Origin of the sequence: Chromobacterium paludis, assembly GCF_008275125.1 — a bacterium.
Classification (GTDB): domain Bacteria; phylum Pseudomonadota; class Gammaproteobacteria; order Burkholderiales; family Chromobacteriaceae; genus Chromobacterium; species Chromobacterium paludis.
This window is the reverse complement of record NZ_CP043473.1, coordinates 558,931-577,615: the sequence shown is the minus strand read 5'-3', so window position 1 is coordinate 577,615 and position 18,685 is coordinate 558,931. Positions and strand designations below refer to the sequence as shown.

13 protein-coding genes are annotated in these 18,685 nt (G+C 66.2%); 6 read left to right on the top strand and 7 right to left on the bottom strand.

Annotated elements, in window-relative coordinates:
- The first annotated feature begins 8 nt into the window (after positions 1–8).
- The 6 genes from FYK34_RS02655 to FYK34_RS02630 all read left to right on the top strand — a co-directional run bounded on the left by FYK34_RS02655 (position 9) and on the right by FYK34_RS02630 (position 9,780).
- Positions 9–3,902, top strand: coding sequence for a non-ribosomal peptide synthetase (locus FYK34_RS02655; protein WP_149294931.1), 3,894 nt, complete (start codon positions 9–11; stop codon positions 3,900–3,902).
- A gap of 215 nt (positions 3,903–4,117) precedes the next feature.
- Positions 4,118–5,275, top strand: coding sequence for an isochorismate synthase (locus FYK34_RS02650; protein WP_149294930.1), 1,158 nt, complete (start codon positions 4,118–4,120; stop codon positions 5,273–5,275).
- Positions 5,272–6,879 carry a (2,3-dihydroxybenzoyl)adenylate synthase gene (locus FYK34_RS02645; protein WP_149294929.1) on the top strand — a complete coding sequence of 536 codons (1,608 nt, stop codon included), beginning with the start codon at positions 5,272–5,274 and terminating at the stop codon, positions 6,877–6,879. Before FYK34_RS02650 ends, FYK34_RS02645 begins: the two co-directional genes overlap by 4 nt.
- Positions 6,880–6,884: 5 nt before the next feature.
- On the top strand, positions 6,885–7,763 hold the full coding sequence (locus FYK34_RS02640) for an isochorismatase family protein (RefSeq protein WP_149294928.1): 879 nt from the start codon (positions 6,885–6,887) through the stop codon (positions 7,761–7,763).
- Positions 7,764–7,765: 2 nt separating this feature from the next.
- Entirely contained in the window at positions 7,766–8,530 is a 765-nt protein-coding gene (gene dhbA, locus FYK34_RS02635) for a 2,3-dihydro-2,3-dihydroxybenzoate dehydrogenase (RefSeq protein ID WP_149294927.1), read from the top strand.
- A 146-nt stretch (positions 8,531–8,676) separates the two neighbouring features.
- Positions 8,677–9,780: a 3-deoxy-7-phosphoheptulonate synthase gene (locus FYK34_RS02630; protein WP_196782596.1), complete on the top strand. Its 1,104-nt coding sequence runs from the start codon at positions 8,677–8,679 to the stop codon at positions 9,778–9,780.
- A 350-nt stretch (positions 9,781–10,130) separates the two neighbouring features.
- Here the strand turns inward: FYK34_RS02630 and FYK34_RS02625 are convergent, their stop codons facing one another.
- The 7 genes from FYK34_RS02625 to infB form a co-directional block, all read right to left on the bottom strand.
- Complete coding sequence (locus FYK34_RS02625; RefSeq protein WP_149294926.1) at positions 10,131–10,466, bottom strand: hypothetical protein; 336 nt, start codon at positions 10,464–10,466, stop codon at positions 10,131–10,133.
- Between the two features lie 151 nt (positions 10,467–10,617).
- Positions 10,618–11,241, bottom strand: coding sequence for a hypothetical protein (locus tag FYK34_RS02620; RefSeq protein WP_196782594.1), 624 nt, complete (start codon positions 11,239–11,241; stop codon positions 10,618–10,620).
- 196 nt (positions 11,242–11,437) lie between these two features.
- Complete coding sequence (gene pnp, locus FYK34_RS02615; protein WP_149294925.1) at positions 11,438–13,582, bottom strand: polyribonucleotide nucleotidyltransferase; 2,145 nt, start codon at positions 13,580–13,582, stop codon at positions 11,438–11,440.
- Positions 13,583–13,774: 192 nt separating this feature from the next.
- Positions 13,775–14,044, bottom strand: coding sequence for a 30S ribosomal protein S15 (gene rpsO / locus FYK34_RS02610; RefSeq protein ID WP_114062157.1), 270 nt, complete (start codon positions 14,042–14,044; stop codon positions 13,775–13,777).
- Between the two features lie 93 nt (positions 14,045–14,137).
- On the bottom strand, positions 14,138–15,058 hold the full coding sequence (gene truB, locus FYK34_RS02605; protein WP_149294924.1) for a tRNA pseudouridine(55) synthase TruB: 921 nt from the start codon (positions 15,056–15,058) through the stop codon (positions 14,138–14,140).
- Entirely contained in the window at positions 15,055–15,474 is a 420-nt protein-coding gene (rbfA, locus tag FYK34_RS02600) for a 30S ribosome-binding factor RbfA (protein WP_149294923.1), read from the bottom strand. Before rbfA ends, truB begins: the two co-directional genes overlap by 4 nt.
- A 250-nt stretch (positions 15,475–15,724) precedes the next feature.
- On the bottom strand, positions 15,725–18,652 hold the full coding sequence (gene infB / locus FYK34_RS02595) for a translation initiation factor IF-2 (RefSeq protein ID WP_149294922.1): 2,928 nt from the start codon (positions 18,650–18,652) through the stop codon (positions 15,725–15,727).
- Between the last annotated feature and the right edge of the window lie 33 nt (positions 18,653–18,685).

Genomic DNA, 18,685 nt, shown 5'->3' with positions numbered 1-18,685 from the left:
GCCGCCATATGACATCCTCTCCCGCCCGCTTTCGCGTCAGCGCCGCCCAGCACGGCATCTGGATGGGCCAGCAACTGGTGCCCGACCTTCCCTGCTACTGGACGGCTGAAGCCATAGAACTGGACGGCCCGCTCGACGCGACGGCCTTGCTCGCCGCCGCCCAGGAAACGCTGGCCCATTGCCCGGCGCTCAACATGCTGTTCGAATTCGACGGCGAAACGCTGTGGCAGCGCCGCGCGCCCTCATGCGTCGCGCCTCTCCAGCTGGACCTCAGCGCCGAGCCCGATCCGCGCGCGGCGGCCGAGGCCTGGATGCGGCAATCGCTGGCCCTGCCCTGGTCCGCCGGCGAGCTGCCCTGCCGCGCCGCCCTGTTGCGGCTGGACGAGGCTCGCCACCTGTGGTTCCTGCAAGTCCACCACATCGCCTTGGATGGCTACGGCTACGGCCTGCTGGCCAAAACCGTGGCCGCGCGCTATAACGCCCGCGCGGCCGGCCTGCCGCCGCCCGCCCTGCCCGACTGGTCTCTGGACGCCGTATTGGCGGAAGACGCCGCCTATGCCGACGCCGAGGCGCGCGCCATCGACCAGGCTTTCTGGCAGGCGCGCCAGCAGGGCTTCCGCCCCGCCGTCGCGCTAGAGCCGACGCAAGCGCTGGCCGCGCATGTCGCCAAGGCCGGCGGCATGCTGGAAACCGGGCGCGTCGCCGCCTGGCAGGACGCGGCGCGCGCCTGCCGCGTCAGCTGGGCCGCCTGGCTGCTGGCGGCGGTCTCCGCTTGGCTGGCCGGCCACACCGGCCGCCGCGACATCACCCTGGGCCTGCCGGTGATGAACCGGATTGGCTCCGCCGCGCTGGACGTCCCGTGCATGGCGATGAACATCGTTCCATTCAGCCTGCGCCTGGCGCCGGACGACAGCTTAGGCCAACTGGCGCGCCAGGCGGCAGACGGCCTGCGCGCCATCCGTCCCCATCAGCGCTACCGCTACGAGTGGCTGCGCGGCGACCTGGGCCGCCTGGGCGGCGCGGACAAGCTGTTCGGCCCGGTGCTCAACCTGATGCCGTTCGACCGCCGCGCGCCGTTTGCCGGACTGCAAAGCCGCATCCTGCCGCTCAGCGCCGGCCCGGTGGAAGACCTGTCCATCAATCTGAGCCTGCTCGACACGGAATGGCGCTTCAGCCTGGAGGCCAACCCGCATGCCTATCCGGCCGAGCGGCTTGGCGCCTTGCGCCAATCGCTGCTGGCGTGGCTGGACCAACTGGCCCGCGCGCCGGCGGACGAAGCGCTGCAGGCGCGGCTGCCCGGACTGCCGCCGCTGTCGCTGCTGAACGGCCCTGCCCTGCGCCACCCCGCGCGCGGCGTCATGGCGATGCTGGCCGAACAAACCGCCCGCCAACCGGATGCGCCGGCGCTGCAATGCGGCGAGCAGACATTCAGCTACAGCCATCTGCTGGCCCGGGTGCAGGCGCTGGCCGGCCTGCTGCGCGCCGCAGGCCTGCAGGACGGAGAGCGCGTGGCCATCCTGCTGCCGCGCGGCGCGGACGCCATCGTCGCCATTCTGGCCACGCTGTGGGCGGGCGGCTGCTATGTGCCGCTGGACCCGGAAGGCCCGCCAGCCAGGCTGCGCCTGGTGCTGGACGATGCCGCGCCGCGCATCGCGCTGACCCGGCAGCCCTGGACCGGCCTGAGCCACGCCGCCGTCACGCTATGCCTGGACGCGGCGCAGCCGTTTGCCCCGTCGCAAACCGCGCCGGCCGAATGCGCGCCGCGGCTGCCGGCCTACCTGCTCTACACCTCCGGTTCCACCGGCCAGCCCAACGGCGTGGAAGTGGGCCGCGGCGCGCTGGCCCATTTCGTCGCCAGCGCCGGCCAGTTCTACCGATTTGCCCAAGGCGAGCGCATGCTGCAGTTCGCGCCGCTGCATTTTGACGCCAGCGTGGAAGAAATCTTCCTGGCGCTGTGCCACGGCGGCACGCTCGTGCTGCGCGACGACGCCATGCTGGAGTCAATGGGCGGCTTCTGCCGCGCGGTGGCGCGGCTGAAAATCGACGTGCTGGATCTGCCTACCGCCTTCTGGCACGAGCTGGCCTTCGCGCTGACGCCTCAGTTGGCCGAACAGCTGTCCGGCGTGCGCCTAGCCATCATCGGCGGCGAGGCCGCCCTGCCGGAACGGGCGCGCCGCTGGGGCGAGAGGATGCCTCACTGCGCGCTGCTGAACAGCTACGGCCCAACCGAGGCGTCCATCATCGCCGCCGGCGCCGTGCTGTTCGGCCCCGGCGCGGTCTGGAACGGCACCGGGGCGCCGCCCATCGGCCTGCCGCGCCCCGGCGTGACGGCCGTCATCGTCGATGCCGCGCTGCAGCCGGTGATGCAGGGCGAGGAAGGCGAGCTGTGCCTGCTGGGCGACGCGCTGGCGCTGGGCTACCTGCATCGGCCGGAGCTGACCGCGCGCCGCTTCGTGGCCCTGGAGGCGCTGCCGGACGCGCCGCGCGCCTACCGCACCGGCGACCGCGCGGTATGGCGCGATGGCCAATTGCATTTCCTGGGGCGGCTGGACCAGGAGCTGAAAATCAGCGGCCTGCGCGTCGACCCGGCCGAAATCGAAAACGCCTTGCTGGCCATTCCCGGCGTGCGCGAAGCCGCCGTGATTGGCCAGCCGCTGGCCGGCGGCGGCTACGCGCTGGCCGCGTTCCTGAGCGGCGACGCCGCGCTGGAACCCGCCGCGCTGCGCCGCGCGCTGAGCCATGCGCTGCCCGCCGCCGCCGTGCCGGACCGCTGGCACTGGCTGCCGCAGCTGCCGCGCAACGTCAACGGCAAAGTAGACCGCAAACGCCTGGCCGCGCAGGCCCAGGCCGCGCCGGCGCCCTCCGCTGCGGTCCAGGCCACGCCGCTGGAAACGCGCATCATGGCGGTATGGCAGGCGGTGCTGGGCAGCGCGCCGGACAGCCCGCGCGCCAACTTTTTCGACATGGGCGGCAAGTCGCTGCAGGCCATCCAGGCCGCCAACCGTCTAAGCCGCGAACTCAGCCGCGAGGTGCCGGTGTCGGCGCTGTTCAGCCACCGTACCGTCGCCGCCCTGGCCCAGGCCCTGTCCGCGCCGGCCGCGCACCGGCCGCCCGTCCAGGAAAGCGATCCCTTCGGCCCGGTGCTGCCCATCCAGTCCGGCGCGCAGCCCGCCCTGTTCTGCCTGCATCCGGCCGAAGGCTTGTCCTGGTGCTATCTGGGCCTGGCGCGCCATCTGCCCGGCGTCGCCATCTACGGCTTGCAGGCAGAGGGCATGCGCGGCGACGCGCCGGCCAGTTTCGACGCCATGGTGGACGGCCATCTGGCGCGCATCCGCGCCATCCAGCCGCGCGGCCCCTACCGGCTGTTGGGCTGGTCGCTGGGTGGCGCGCTGGCCCAGGCCATGGCCGCCAAACTCAGGCAGGCCGGCGAGACCGTCTCGCTGCTGGCGCTGATGGACAGCTATCCGGCCGCATGCTGGACCCATCGTCCGCGCCCGACGCTGCACGACGCGCTGGTGACGGCGCTCAGCGTCAACGGCGAAGTGGATGCCGACGCGGACGGACGGCCGCTGGACAACGACACCATCTACCAGCGTCTCTTGCGCGCCGGCAGCCCGCTGGCGCCCTTGGGCCGCGCCGGGCTGGAAAAGCTGGCGCACGCCGCCTGGCAGGGCATGAGCCTGTTCCGCGACAGCGCCACGCCTGCCTACGCCGGCGACGCGCTGCTGTTCCGCGCGGGCCGCCATCCGGCCGACGCGCCCTCGCCGGAAGCCTGGGCGCCGTACCTGCGCGGCCGGCTGGAGGTGATCGCGCTCGATTGCGACCACTTCGGCATGAGCGACCCGGAACCCTTGCGGCGCATCGGCGAGACGCTGGCGCAGCGGCTGCTGCCGGCGCGCTAGGCGCCATTCCTCCCGGCGCGGCGCCCGCAACAGGCGGCTTGCGCGATGCGGGCCGACGAGCTGGGCCAGGGCGCGCAACATAGTTTTTCGGTTCACGAGAAACACGCACCGATCAAGCCCACAGACGCATCACGCGGCACTTTTATGGTTGACGCCGCGCGATTTTGAATATAATTTGTAACGATAACTATTATCATTATCATTTGGAGCCTGCCATGCGCACGCCATCTGCGATGAACGCCCCGCAAGACGAGGTGTATTACTTCCTCTCTGCCCACCGCAGCCTGAAAGCGGCCGGCATCCATGCCCGCCTGGCGCTGCCCGCGAACCACGCCGGCTTCCATTCCGCGTTGCGCCGCGCGTTCGCCGATGCGCGCGCCAGCGGCATAGACCAGCCGCTGGTGATGGGCGCCATCCCCTTCGACATGGACCAGCCCTCCGAGCTGTTCATCCCGTCCTGCCACGGCTTCTTCGACCGCGATGAGCGGCTGGCGAGCGCGGCAAAACGCGCCGCGCCGCTGGGTCCGGCCATCGCCGCGCGCAGCCTGCCCGACGCCAGCGGCTTCCAGGCCGCAGTCAGCCAGGCCGTTTCCCGCTTCCAGGCGGGCGCGCTGCGCAAGGCGGTGCTGTCGCGCATCTGCGAGCTGGACTTTGCCGACACGCTGGCGCCGGATCGCGTGTTCGATGCGCTGTGCGCGCAAAACCCGCAGGGCTACCAGTTCCAGCTGCCCTTGTCCGGCGGCGGCCATTTGGTCGGCGTCAGCCCGGAGCTGCTGCTGCAAAAGCGCGGCGCGTGCGTGCGCACTTTTCCGCTGGCCGGTTCGGCCAAGCGCCGGCCCGACGCGGCCGCGGACGAGGCCGCCGCGGCCGGCCTGCTGGCTTCGGCCAAGGACCACTATGAGCACAGCCTGGTGGTGGAGGACATCCGCGATGCGCTGGCGCCGCACTGCGCCGAGCTCGCCATCCCCGAGACGCCGTCCCTGCTGGGCACGCGCGCCATGTGGCATTTGGGCACGCCGATCGAGGGCCGGCTTAAGGATCCGGCGATGACCGCGCTGCGTCTCGCCTGCCTGTTGCACCCGACGCCTGCGATCTGCGGCTTCCCCACCGCGGCGGCGCGCGAACTGATCCGCGAGATCGAACCGTTCCCGCGCGGCGTATTCAGCGGCATGGTGGGCTGGTGCGACGAGGAAGGCAATGGGGAATGGGCGGTCACCATACGCTGCGCCACGCTGTTTGGCCGCCAGGCGCGGCTGTTTGCCGGCGCCGGCATCGTCGCCGCGTCCACGCCGGAAGCAGAATGGGCGGAAACCGAAGCCAAGCTCGGCACCATGCTGGCCGCCTTCGGCCTTGGCGCAAGGGAGGCGGCATGAGCATCGCCTTTACCCGCTGGCCCGCCGAGCTGGCCGCGCGCTACCGCGCCGCCGGCTACTGGAACGACCAGCCGATGACCGAAATGCTGGCCCGGCAGTGCCGCGAGCGCCCCCACGCGCCGGCCATCCTGTGCGGCGAGCGCGAGATCAGCTACGCCGAGCTGGACCGCCGCTCAAGCAATCTGGCCGCCTGGCTGCTGGCGCGCGGCGTGGCCCGGCACGACACCGCGCTGGTGCAGTTGCCCAATGTCGCCGAGTTCTACATCGCGCTGTTCGCGCTGTTCAAGATCGGCGCCGCGCCGGTCAATGCGCTGTTCAGCCACCAGAAGCTGGAACTGTCGGCCTACGCACGGCAGATCCAGCCCAGGCTGCTGATCGCCGACCGCCGCCACCCGCTGTTCTGCGACGACGCGATGGCGGACGAGCTGGCCGCCATCTCCCCGGCGCTGAGCGTGCGCCTGTTCGCCCACGATGGCCTGGAAACCGTGCTGGAACAGGACTGCGGCGGCCTGCCGGAGCAAGCCGGCCCCAGCGCCGCCGACGAAGTGGCGTTCTTCCAGCTGTCCGGCGGCAGCACCGGCACGCCCAAGCTGATTCCGCGCACCCACAACGATTACTTCTACAGCGTGCGCCGCAGCGCCGAGATCTGCGCGCTCGGCCCGCACACCCGCTTCTTGTGCGCGCTGCCGGCGCCGCACAACTTCCCGCTCAGTTCGCCGGGCGCGCTGGGCGTGTTCCACGCCGGCGGCGCGGTAGTGCTGGCGCCCAATCCGGAAGCGCTGGCCTGCTTCGCGCTGGTGGAGCGCCACCAGGTGGACATCGCCGCGCTGGTGCCGCCGGCCGTCGCACTGTGGCTGCAAGCCGCCCCCGGCCGGGAATCCCAGCTGAAAAGCCTGAAGCTGCTGCAAGTCGGCGGCGCCAGCTTCGCCGAAGCCACCGCCCGCCAGGTGCCGGAAGTGCTGGGCTGCCAGCTGCAACAGGTGTTCGGCATGGCCGAGGGCCTGGTCAACTACACCCGCCTGGACGACGGCGACGACATCGTCTACGGCTGCCAGGGCCGGCCGATGAGCGACGGCGACGAGGTGAAGGTGGTGGGCGAAGCCGGCCACCCCGTGCCGACGGGCGCGCCGGGCATGCTGGCCACCCGCGGCCCCTACACCTTCCGCGGCTACTACCTGGCGCCGGAGCACAACGCCCGCGTATTCGACAACGAAGGCTTCTATTACTCGGGCGACGTGGTGGTGGCCGACGAGCGCGGCTACCTGCGCGTGGTCGGCCGGGTGAAAGACCAGATCAACCGCGGCGGCGAGAAGATCGCCGCCGAGGAAATCGAACACCTGCTGCTGCAACACCCGCAAGTGGCCCAGGCCGCGCTGGTGGCGATGCCCGACGCGATGCTGGGCGAGAAGAGCTGCGCCTTCATCGTGCCGCGTGGCGATGGCCTGAAGTCGGTGGCGCTGCGACGCTTCCTGCGCGAGCAAGGCGTGGCCGACTACAAACTGCCCGACCGTTTCGAACTGGCAAGCGCCCTGCCGCTGACCCACGTCGGCAAAATAGACAAACAAGCGCTGCGCGGCATGCTGGCCGCCGCGGCCGGAGCCTGAACGCCATGAGCATTCCCAAACTGAACGCCTACCCGCTGCCGCAGGCGGCCGACTTCCCCGCCAACAAGACCGCCTGGCGCGTGGAGCCGCAGCGCGCCGCGCTGCTGATCCACGACATGCAGCGCTATTTCCTGGCCTTCTACGGCGAGGACAGCGCGCTGGTGAACGAACTGGTTTCCAAGGTGGAGGCGCTGCGCCGCTGGGCCGACAGCCACGGCGTGCCGGTGATCTACACCGCGCAGCCGACCGAACAGAAGCCGGAAGACCGCGCGCTGCTAAACGATATGTGGGGCCCGGGCCTGACCACCGCCGATCCGGCTGTGCAAGTGGTGACCCCGCGGCTGGCCCCACGCGAGCAGGACACCGTGCTGGTCAAATGGCGCTACAGCGCCTTCCAGCGCAGCGACCTGCAGGAAAAAATGCAAGCCTGGGGCCGCGACCAGCTGGTGATCTGCGGCGTCTACGCCCACATCGGCTGCCTGATGACCGCCTGCGACGCCTTCATGCGCGACATCCAGGCCTTCATGGTCGGCGACGCGGTGGCGGACTTCAGCGAGGAAGAGCACAAGATGGCGCTGCGCTACGTGGCCATCCGCTGCGGCACGGTGATCGCGCAGTCCGACCTGGCGGTTGCCGGCGGCGACGCCGCGCTGACCCGCGAATGGCTGAAGGCCCAGGTGCTGACCGTGCTGGAAGACGGCGACGACAGCCTGGCCGGCGGCGACAACCTGCTGGACTACGGCCTGGACTCCATCCGCGTGATGGAGCTGGTGGCGCAATGGCAGAAGCTGGGCCTGGAAATCGGCTTCGAAGACCTGGCGCGCGACACCACGCTGAACGGCTGGTGGGCCGCCATCCAGGCCAAGCTGTCGCAGGAGGCCTGATCATGATCGGACTGGATTTCACCGGCCAATGCGTGTGGGTGACCGGCGCGGCCCAGGGCATAGGCCAGGAAGTGGCTCAGCGCTTCGTCGAAGCCGGCGCGCGCGTCGTGGCGCTGGACCTGCAGTTCGAACAAGCGGCCGCGCATTGCGGCGTGCTGCGCGAGCTGCCGCTGGACATCCGCGACGCCGAGGCCGTGGCCGCGCTATGCCGCCGCCTGGCCGAAGAGGACACGCTGCCCGATGTGCTGGTCAACGCCGCCGGCGTGCTGCGCCTGGGCGCGTTCGACGCGCTGTCGATTGACGACTGGCAACAATGCCTGGCCGTCAACGTCAGCGGCCCGTTCTACCTGCTGCGCGCGCTGCTGCCGCACTTCAAGGCGCGCCGCGCCGGGGCCATTGTCAACGTCGCCTCCAACGCCGCCCACGTGCCGCGCATAGCCATGGCCGCCTACGGCGCGTCCAAGGCGGCGATGGCCAGCCTCAGCCACAACGCCGCGCTGGAGCTGGCGCCGTACGGCGTGCGCTGCAACGTGGTGTCGCCCGGCTCCACCGACACGCCGATGCTGCGCGCCATGTGGCAGGACGAGCACGGCGCCGCCCGCACCATCGCCGGCAAGCCGGAAGCGTTCCGCCTGGGCATTCCGCTGGGCAAGCTGGCCACCCCGGCCGACGTCGCCGGCGCGGTGCTGTACCTGGCTTCCGACCTGGCCGGCCACGTCACGATGCAGGACATCGTGGTGGACGGCGGCGCCACCCTGGCTGCCTGAACATGCGGACCGCGCGGCCGGGGGAGGCTGGACGCGCCGTCGGCGCGCGGCCGCCCTGTCGCCGACACCGGGGCCGCGCGCCGGCCCTGCCGCAAACGACGGGCTGAATCCGCGGCTCGCTTGCGGATCATCCTGTGGAGAACATCATGACAACGCTTGCCAGGCCACAACCCGGCCTACTCGCGCTCGAACACGGCCACGCGCCGCCATCCAGCCAGGCCGACTACCGCGCCATGGCCAGCCCGGCGGAACTGCTGCGCAGCCTGCCGGCCAGCGCGCGCGCCAGCGCCTCGGTCCACGCCGGCCGCGACGCGGTGAAAAAAGTGCTGAGCGGGAACGATCCGCGCTGGCTGGTGGTGGTGGGCCCCTGCTCCATCCACGACCCTCGCGCCGGACTCGATTACGCCGCCCGGCTGGCTGATCTGGCCGCCGAACTGGACGACACGCTGCTGATCGTGATGCGCGCCTACTTCGAAAAGCCGCGCACCAGCGTGGGCTGGAAGGGCCTGATCAATGACCCCTACATGGACGACAGCTACTGCGTGGACGAGGGCATGCACATCGCCCGCCGCTTCCTCTTGGCCGCCGCCGAGCTGGGCCTGCCGCTGGCCGGAGAGGCGCTGGACCCGATGTCGCCGCACTATCTGGCCGACCTCTATAGCTGGATGGCGATAGGCGCGCGCACCACCGAATCGCAAATCCACCGCGAGCTGGCATCAGCGCTGGACAGCGCAGTGGGCTTCAAAAACAGCACCGATGGCACCCTGGACGCGGCGCTCAACGCCATCGTCTCCGCCAGCGCGCCGCACGCCTACCTGGGCATGGGCAAGGATGGCCGGGTGGCGGTGGTGAACAGCCGTGGCAACCCGCACTGCCACCTGGTGCTGCGCGGCGGCGGCGGCCGGCCCAACTATGATTCGGTGAGCATTGCGCTGGCCGAACAGGCGATGAAGAAGCACGACATCCCGCCGGCCATCATGGTGGACTGCGCGCACGCCAACTCGTGGAAGCAGCACACGCTGCAGCCGCGCGTGCTGGTCGATACGGTGTCCCAGATACACCACGGCAACCGCAGCATCCGCGCCTTCATGCTGGAAAGTTTCCTCGAAGCCGGCAACCAGCCGATACCGGCCGATCTTGCCCAGTTGCGCTATGGCTGCTCGGTGACCGACCCCTGCGTGGACTGGCGCACCACCGCCGACATCCTGCGCGACGCCCGCGCCAAGTTGCGGCCGCTGTTGGAACATTGAAGTCACCCGTAGCGCGGGTTGGCCAATTAGGCCATACCCGCGATCCATCAGCCAAGCTCGCTTCCCAATACCCGTTCCATCCGCGCTCGTCCAACAGCGCGCCATCGCCGGCATGCATCTTGCGCGCGGGCAAGGCCAAAGGCCTGCCCGCCCAACAGGGCTGATGGGTTTGCGGCAGCTGGGAATCAAGATCCTGCAAGTGGAGGCATAGCCGCGACAATCAGGCGCGATTGCTCCTGGAGCCTGCGGCAAGCCGTGAGGGCTTGCCGGCTTTGCCTGACTACCGGCGTGGGCGGTCGACCTCCTCAAGCTGCACCTTCTCCTTATCCGGCCCCGCTGGCAAATAAGAGTTAATCCGTTGCAGGCTGTAAGTTCCTACTACCAGTAACAGTAGCGCGGTCAAACTCCACTTCAACCACTTGAAGCGCCACGTGATCAACCAAGCCATAAAGCTGGCTGCACTGATCAAAAAAGGCAGAAACTGCATAGGCAAGGAGATCGCTCCATAGTATTGAGGCAACCTCGGGTTCATGAACCCAATGCCGATCACGAAAAAACAAAACCGCAAAAACAGCAAGCAAGAGCCAGACCCGGCAAGAAAATGATGATGCGAAAAGCCAAGGATCGCCCTTCGACGCAGGCCCTTTCCAGATACTCTGCTGACACACATCCTCCATGACATCCATGACGCACGGATCGCCACATCATTAACATTTCCACATCCCACGGAAATGCCATTAAAATTCATAGTGACAGCTAGTCAAAACAATTCGAAAAATCTCTGACTCAGCAAAAAACAAATCTGCCACAACTCACAAATCATCACCAAACAGGTAGTCAGTTCAAACTTGAAGTTGCCATACGTTTTTCATAAGCTGCTCTCTCCTCATCAATCTTATTGATAACCTGCTGCATGAGACTATCTCGGCTAAGTTCTCCACTCAAATCATCTCGAAAGGGCATTCCTGCATGCTTTCTCAACCTATTGGCAACTGCTGAAACATGAAGTCCTAATTCCGCATAATCACGCTGTCTTGCCCAAAAAAACTCACCATAACCCGGTGGATCATCAAACTCCCATATTCCGGCAAGCCTATTTTCGATACTTGCATGTTTATCTGGGATTTGAAGGATATCGAACATCAAACTTTCCGGCAGAACTTTCCATTCAACCTCTATTTCGAGAGGAAGAAAAGTTGGCGCCCTCACAGTGACTTCATGGAAACCATCAGCACCTGCAGGTCGACCATATTCAGTGCCATCATCCAAAGCCACGCTCAAACATCCATTCGCAAAACGATCCAAATGTGAAACCACTAATATCGACAAATATGATCTCTCTCGTTTTTCCTTCCTGCGATTGCTCCACCCCTCCTTAACTGCGATACAGATATTATTAAGCAACACGCCTAAAATACCCGTCCCTCCACCAATAAGGGCTGCAATATGCGCATCGTTCACCAGAATGCCTCCTTTGGAAAAACTTTCACCCGCCCATAGCGTAGTCTGTCTCAATCAGCATAAGCAAGCTTCGCACGTGAGTTGACCAAGAAAATCATACTTGGCCATATAGCCAAGCTAATGGCGCAAAAAAACCCCGCTGAAGCGGGGTTGTTTTCTTGCATGTCACCCCGCGAACGAGATGGCGGCAAGCGGATTACTGCGCCTTCAAGCCGAAGGATTCAGCGGTCGCCTGGGCGGTTTTCGCTTCTTCTTCCAGCAGGGCCTTGATGGACAGGCGGATGCGGCCGCGGTCGTCCATTTCGATGGCCTTGACCTTCACCACTTGGCCTTCCTTCAGGTGGTCGGACACATTCTTGATGCGCTCGTTGGCGATCTGCGAGATGTGAACCAGACCATCCTTGCCCGGCAGGATGGAGACGATAGCGCCGACGTTGTTGTCGAGGATCTTGACCACGGTGCCTTCGTACACCTTGCCCACTTCCACTTCAACCGTGATCTCTTCGATGCGCTTCTTGGCCGCTTCCGCGCCCTCGCTGCTCACCGAAGCGATGGTGATGGTGCCGTCTTCTTCGATGTTGATCTCGCAGCCGGTGTCTTTGGTGATGGCGCGGATGGTTTCGCCGCCCTTGCCGATCACGTCGCGGATCTTCTCCGGGTTGATCTTCATCACGTGCAGACGCGGCGCATGGGCGGACAGCTCTTGCGGGCCGTCCACGGCTTCCTTCATCAGGCCCAGGATGTGCAGACGGCCTTCCTTGGCCTGCTCCAGCGCAACCTGCATGATCTCCTTGGTGATGCCCTGGATCTTGATGTCCATCTGCAGGGCGGTCACGCCGGCGGCGGTGCCGGCCACCTTGAAGTCCATGTCGCCCAGGTGATCTTCATCGCCCAGGATGTCGGTCAGCACGGCGAAGCGGTTGCCTTCCAGGATCAGACCCATGGCGATGCCGGCCACGTGGGCCTTCAGCGGCACGCCGGCCGACAGCAGCGACAGGCAGCCGCCGCACACGGAAGCCATCGACGAGGAGCCGTTGGATTCGGTGATCTCGGACACCACGCGCATGGAGTAGCCGAACTCGTCTTCCGGCGGCAGCACGGCTACCAGCGCGCGCTTGGCCAGGCGGCCGTGGCCGATTTCGCGGCGCTTCGGCGGGCCCATGCGGCCGGCTTCGCCGGTGGAGTACGGCGGGAAGTTGTAGTGCAGCATGAAGCGCTCGGTGTATTCGCCGGCCAGCGCGTCGATGATCTGCTCGTCTTGCTTGGTGCCCAGCGTGGCCACCACCAGCGCCTGGGTTTCGCCGCGGGTGAACAGGGCGGAACCGTGGGTGCGCGGCAGCACGTTGCTGCGGATGCTGATCGGACGCACGGTGCGGGTGTCGCGGCCGTCGATGCGCGCTTCGCCGGCCAGGATTTGGCCGCGCACGATTTCAGCTTCCAGACCCTTGAAGATGCCCTTGATCTCGTTGGCCTTCAGGGTGTCGGTGTCTTCGTTGATCAGGCCGGCCTTGACCGCGTCCCAAGCTTCGTTGATGGCGACGGTGCGGGCTTGCTTCTGGCGCAGGCGGAAGGCTTCGGCCAGCTTCTCGCCGGCGATGCCGCGGATTTGAGCGATCAGCGCTTCGTCCTTGGCCGGAGCGGCCCAGTCGAACATCACCGGGTTCACTTCGTCGGCCAGTTCGTTGATGGCCTGGATAGCGGCTTGCATCTGCTCGTGGCCGAATACCACGGCGCCCAGCATCACGGCTTCCGACAGTTCCTTGGCTTCCGATTCCACCATCAGCACGGCGCGCGAGGTGCCGGCGACAACCAAGTCCATCTGCGAGGTTTGCAGTTCGGTCTTGGTCGGGTTCAGGATGTATTCGCCGTTGGCGTAGCCGACGCGCGCGGCGCCGATCGGGCCGGCGAACGGCAGACCGGAGATGGCCAGGGCGGCGGAGGCGCCGATCATCGCCGGGATGTCCGAATCCACTTCCGGATTCAGCGACAGCACGGTGGCGACGATTTGCACGTCATGGTAGAAGCCTTCCGGGAACAGCGGGCGGATCGGGCGGTCGATCAGGCGGCTGGTCAGCACTTCCTTCTCGGACTGCTTGCCTTCGCGCTTGAAGAAGCCGCCCGGGATCTTGCCGGCGGCGTAGGTGCGCTCCAGATAGTCCACGGTCAGCGGGAAGAAGTCTTGGCCCGGCTTGACGGACTTGCCGCCCACCACGCTAACCATGACGACGGTGTCGTCCACGGACACGACTACGGAACCGGACGCCTGGCGGGCGATCTCACCGGTTTCGATGGTGACGGTTTGACGGCCGAACTGGAAGGTTTTGGTGATCTTGTTGAACACTTGGGTTTTCCTATTCTTGGTTCGATTGCTAAAAATGCGAGTCGAAAAAACAACGGGAACCCCTATAAATTCTGACCTGGAATGTTAGATCGGAATTTGTAGAGGCTCCCCCCGTTGTGACAATAAAAACTCGCAAACTGCCGGTGTGAAAAAGTCGCAGCAAGCTGCGACTTTTTCAGAACCGTATACCGATTACTTGCGCAGGCCCAGACGGGTGATCAGCGCGCGGTAGCTATCAGCGTCGGTGCGCTTCAGGTAGTCCAGCAGACGGCGGCGACGGCTAACCAGCTTCAGCAGACCACGACGGCTGTGGTGGTCCTTGGTGTTGGCCTTGAAGTGGGGGGTCAGGTCGTTGATGCGTGCGGTCAGCAGGGCCACTTGAACTTCGGACGAGCCAGTGTCGCCTTCAGCGCGTTGGAAGCCTTTAACGATTTCTGCTTTTTGAGCGGCGGTCATTGCCATTTGGATTACTCCATTTCAGTAGGGGGTTTGAAAACCCGACAAGTGCGGCGAGCCGGAAAGCCCAACCCATTCCACACTCCGGTAGTTCGCGAATCAGGCCGAGGCCTGGTTCGCCAGGAGCCGGATCGGATGCAGGCGGCCATCGCCGCGCGCCTCTCCCAGCCCCAGAAATTTCCGGGACGATTGCTCGTAAACCCGGAAACGCTGCATTTTCTCACACTTTTGTTCAAAACGCACGGGTTGGCCGTGCAGAAACTTGCCCGCTTCCCCATCCGCCAGTTCCTGCTGCGGGAATTGCGCCACCAATACATCAGCCGGCAGCAGCAGCGCCTCGCGCGCGGGCATCTCCAACTGCTCCAGCTCGGCCAGGCCATGCGCTTGCTCCAGGCTGAAGCCGCCGGTGGCGGTGCGGCGCAGCGCGGTCAGGTGCGCGCCGCAGCCCAAGGCTTCGCCGATGTCGCAGCCCAAGGTGCGGATATAAGTACCCTTGGTGCACAACACGTCGATCTCGGCCGACACGCCATCAAAGGACAACAGCTCCAGCTGGCGGATGGTGACCTGGCGCGCCTCGCGCGGCACCTCGATGCCGGCGCGCGCGTATTCGTACAACGGCTTGCCCTGATGCTTCAGCGCCGAATACATCGGCGGCACCTGGCTGATCTCGCCGCGGAAACGCTCCAGCACCGCTTCCAGCTGTTCGCGGTTGAAGCTGACGGGCCGCTCGGATACCACCTCGCCCTCCACATCGCCCGTCGTCGTCACCACGCCGAACTTCACCGTGGCGCGGTAGCCCTTGTCCGCGTCCAGGAGATAGGACGAAAACTTGGTGGCTTCGCCCAGACACACCGGCAGCAAGCCGGTGGCCAGCGGGTCCAGCACGCCGGTATGGCCGGCCTTGGCGGCATTCAGCAACCAGCGGGCTTTCTGCAGCGCGTTGTTGCTGGAGATGTCGTAGGGTTTGTCGATCAGCAGCACGCCATCAATGGGGCGGCGGTTGCTGCGCGGCTTGCTCATTCGGCCTTGCCCTCGTCCTCGGCGGGCTCGCCCTCGGCCTGGGAGCCGAACTTCTCGGCATCCTCGCGCGCCACCTGGTTGATCAGGCTGGTCAGATGCATGCCGCGCTCGACCGAGTCGTCATAGACGAAGTGCAGCTGCGGCATGCTGAACATCTTGATGGCGCGGCCCAGTTCGTTGCGCAGATAGCCGGCGGAGCTGTCCAGCGCCTCCTGGGTGGCTTCGCGAGTGGAGTCCACCATCACCGTGTAGTACACCTTGGCGTGCGAGTAATCGCGCGTCACTTCCACCGAGGTGATGGTGATCCAACCCGCACGCGGGTCTTTCAGGCCCTTGCGGGTCAGTTCGGCCAGCTCGCGCTGGATCTGCTCGGACACGCGGTCCGAGCGGGAAAAACCTTTTTTGGCTTTAGCCATGATCATTCCAATCGTTACCTTGCGATTCACAAAACCGCTTTAGCCACGAAAACCACGGAAAACACGAAACACAATCACAAGACCGATACTCAGAACGATGCGCAAGCGCGCTCGCTTCAAGCCAGTCTAGTCACCGCAGCCTCCCGGGCGGTCTGGTTCGTGTTTTTCGTGGGTTTCGTGGCACAAACATAAAAAAAGCGAGCGCCCGCCGACCTTTCGGTCAGACCGGCACCCGCCCTTGGCGTCTCAATTACAGAGAGCGCGCAACTTCGACGATTTCGAACGCTTCCAGTTGGTCGCCTTCCTGGATGTCGTTGAAGTTCTTCAGCATCAGGCCGCATTCGTAGCCTTGCTTCACTTCCTTCACGTCGTCCTTGAAGCGCTTCAGCGATTCCAGTTCGCCGGTGTGGATCACCACGTGGTTGCGGATCAGACGGACCGAAGCGCTGCGCTTGATCATGCCGTCGGTCACCATGCAACCCGCGATATTGCCCACCTTGGAAACCGTGATCACCTGACGGATCTCGACGGTGCCCAGCACCTGTTCCTTCTTCTCCGGCGCCAGCATGCCGGACAGCGCGGCCTTCACCTCGTCCACCGCATCGTAAATGATGTTGTAGTAACGGATGTCGACACCTTCGTTTTCCGCCAGCTTGCGCGCCGCCGCGTCGGCTCGGGTGTTGAAGCCGATCACGATGGCCTTGGAGGCGATCGCCAGGTTGACGTCGGATTCGCTGATGCCGCCCACGCCGGAGTGCAGGATGGCCACGCGAACTTCTTCGGTGGACAGCTTCTGCAGGCTGCCGGCCAGCGCCTCGTACGAACCTTGCACGTCGGCCTTGATGATGATGGACAGGGTTTGCACCTCGCCTTCGGACATCTGGGCGAACATGTTCTCCAGCTTGGCGGCCTGCTGCTTGGCCAGACGCACGTCGCGGAACTTGCCGGCGCGGAACAAGGCGATTTCGCGCGCCTTCTTCTCGTCGGCCAGCGCCATCGCGTCTTCACCGGCTTGCGGCACGTCGGACAGACCCAGGATTTCCACCGGGATGGCCGGACCGGCCGACTCGATGGCCTTGCCGTTCTCGTCCATCATGGCGCGGACGCGGCCGAAGGCGGTGCCTGCCAATACCACGTCGCCCTTCTTCAGCGTGCCGGATTGAACCAGCAGCGTGGCGACCGGACCGCGGCCCTTGTCGAGGCGGGCCTCGACGATGATGCCCTTGGCCAGGCTGTCCACCGGAGCCTTCAGCTCCAGCACTTCGGCTTGCAGCAGGATGGCTTCCAGCAGCGCGTCGATGTTCAGGCCCATCTTGGCCGACACTTCGACGAACTGGGTGTCGCCGCCCCAATCTTCCGGCACCACTTCATGCGCCACCAGTTCCTGGCGGATGCGCTCGACGTTGGCGCCCTGCTTGTCGATCTTGTTGACCGCCACCACCATCGGCACCTTGGCCGCCTTGGCGTGGTGGATCGCTTCGATCGTCTGCGGCATCACGCCGTCGTCGGCCGCCACCACCAGCACCACGATGTCGGTAGCCTTGGCGCCGCGGGCACGCATCGCGGTAAACGCTTCGTGACCCGGGGTATCCAGGAAGGTGATCATGCCGCGCGGGGTTTCCACGTGGTAGGCGCCGATGTGCTGGGTAATGCCGCCGGCTTCGCCCGCCGCCACCTTGGCGCGACGGATGTAGTCCAGCAGCGAGGTCTTGCCATGGTCGACGTGGCCCATCACGGTCACCACCGGGGAACGCGGACGCTCGACCACTTCCACGGTCTCGCCGCCGGTCACTTCCAGGTAGGCTTCCGGATCGTCCGCCTGAGCGGCCTTGCCGACGTGGCCCATTTCTTCCACCACGATCAACGCGGTTTCCTGGTCCAGCACCTGGTTGATGGTGACCATCATGCCCATCTTCATCAGGGTCTTGATCACTTCAACCGCCTTAACCGCCATCTTGTGGGCCAGTTCGGCCACGGTGATGGTTTCCGGCACCAGAACCTCATGCACGATGGGTTCGGTCGGCGCCTGGAAGGCATGCTGGTTATTGCCTTGCTTGTTCTTGCCCTTGCCGCCTCGCGACTTCCAGTCGCCGCCGGCGTCGCCGCCGCGGGTCTTCAGACCACGGCCGCCCTTCTTGTTGTCGTCCCAGCGGTCGCCGCCCTTCTTATTGCCGCCGCCTTTCTTGGCATCCGGACGACCGGCCACGGTAGCCGGAATCACCGGCGCGCCGGGCACGGCTGCAGGAGCCGGACGCGGACCGCGGTCGCCGGCGCCTGCCGGGCGCGGGCCACGGTTGTCTCCGCCCGGACGCGGGCCACGATCGCCAGCCGGACGCGGACCACGGTCGCCGGCGCCTGCCGGACGCGGACCGCGGTTGTCGCCAGCCGGACGCGGGCCGCGATCGCCCGCCGGACGCGGACCACGATCGCCGGCGCCTGCCGGACGCGGGCCACGGTCATCGCGACGGTCGTCACGGCGTTCCTCGCGACGCTCTTCGCGCTGCGGTTCGGCAACCGGGGCCGGCGCGGGAGCCGGCTGCGAGGCGGCCAGCTTGGCGGCCTGGCGGCGCTCTTCGCGCTCGATCTTTTCGCGCATCAGCGCTTCCTGACGGGCGCGGAAGGCGGCCTGGCGCTTTTCCTCGGCCTCGCGCGCGGCGATTTCTTCCGGCGACAGGATGGAGGCGACGGTGCGCGGCGCCGGCGCGGCGGCCGGCTTAGGCTCGGGCTTGGCCTCAACCTTGGGTTGGGGCTTGGCCTCGACCTTAGGCTCCGGCTTAGGCTCGGGCTTCGGCTCCGCCTTGACCTCAACCTTAGGCTCCGGCTTGGGCTCGGGCTTGGCTTCCACCGGTTTGGGCGCTGCCGGGGCCGGCTCAGCCGCCTTCGGCGCCTGCGCCTCTTCCGGACGCGCCACCACGCGCTTCTTGCGCGTTTCCACGGTCACGGTGCTGCCGTCAGCCTTCCTCACCTCGGAGGTGGACTTGCGAGTCAGCGTGATGCCGCTGTCCTCGCGCGCGCCATGCGAGCGCTTCAGGTAGTCCAGGAGCTGGGACTTGTCTTGCGCCGACAGGGTGTCTTCCGGCGAGCGCTTGCTCACACCCGCGGCGCGCAGCTGTTCCAGCAGGCGTTCCGGCGTGAGATTCATCTCGCTGGCAAATTGTTTTACATTCGTCAAAACCATTCGTCTTCCCAAATTCCGTAAATACTTCCCGAG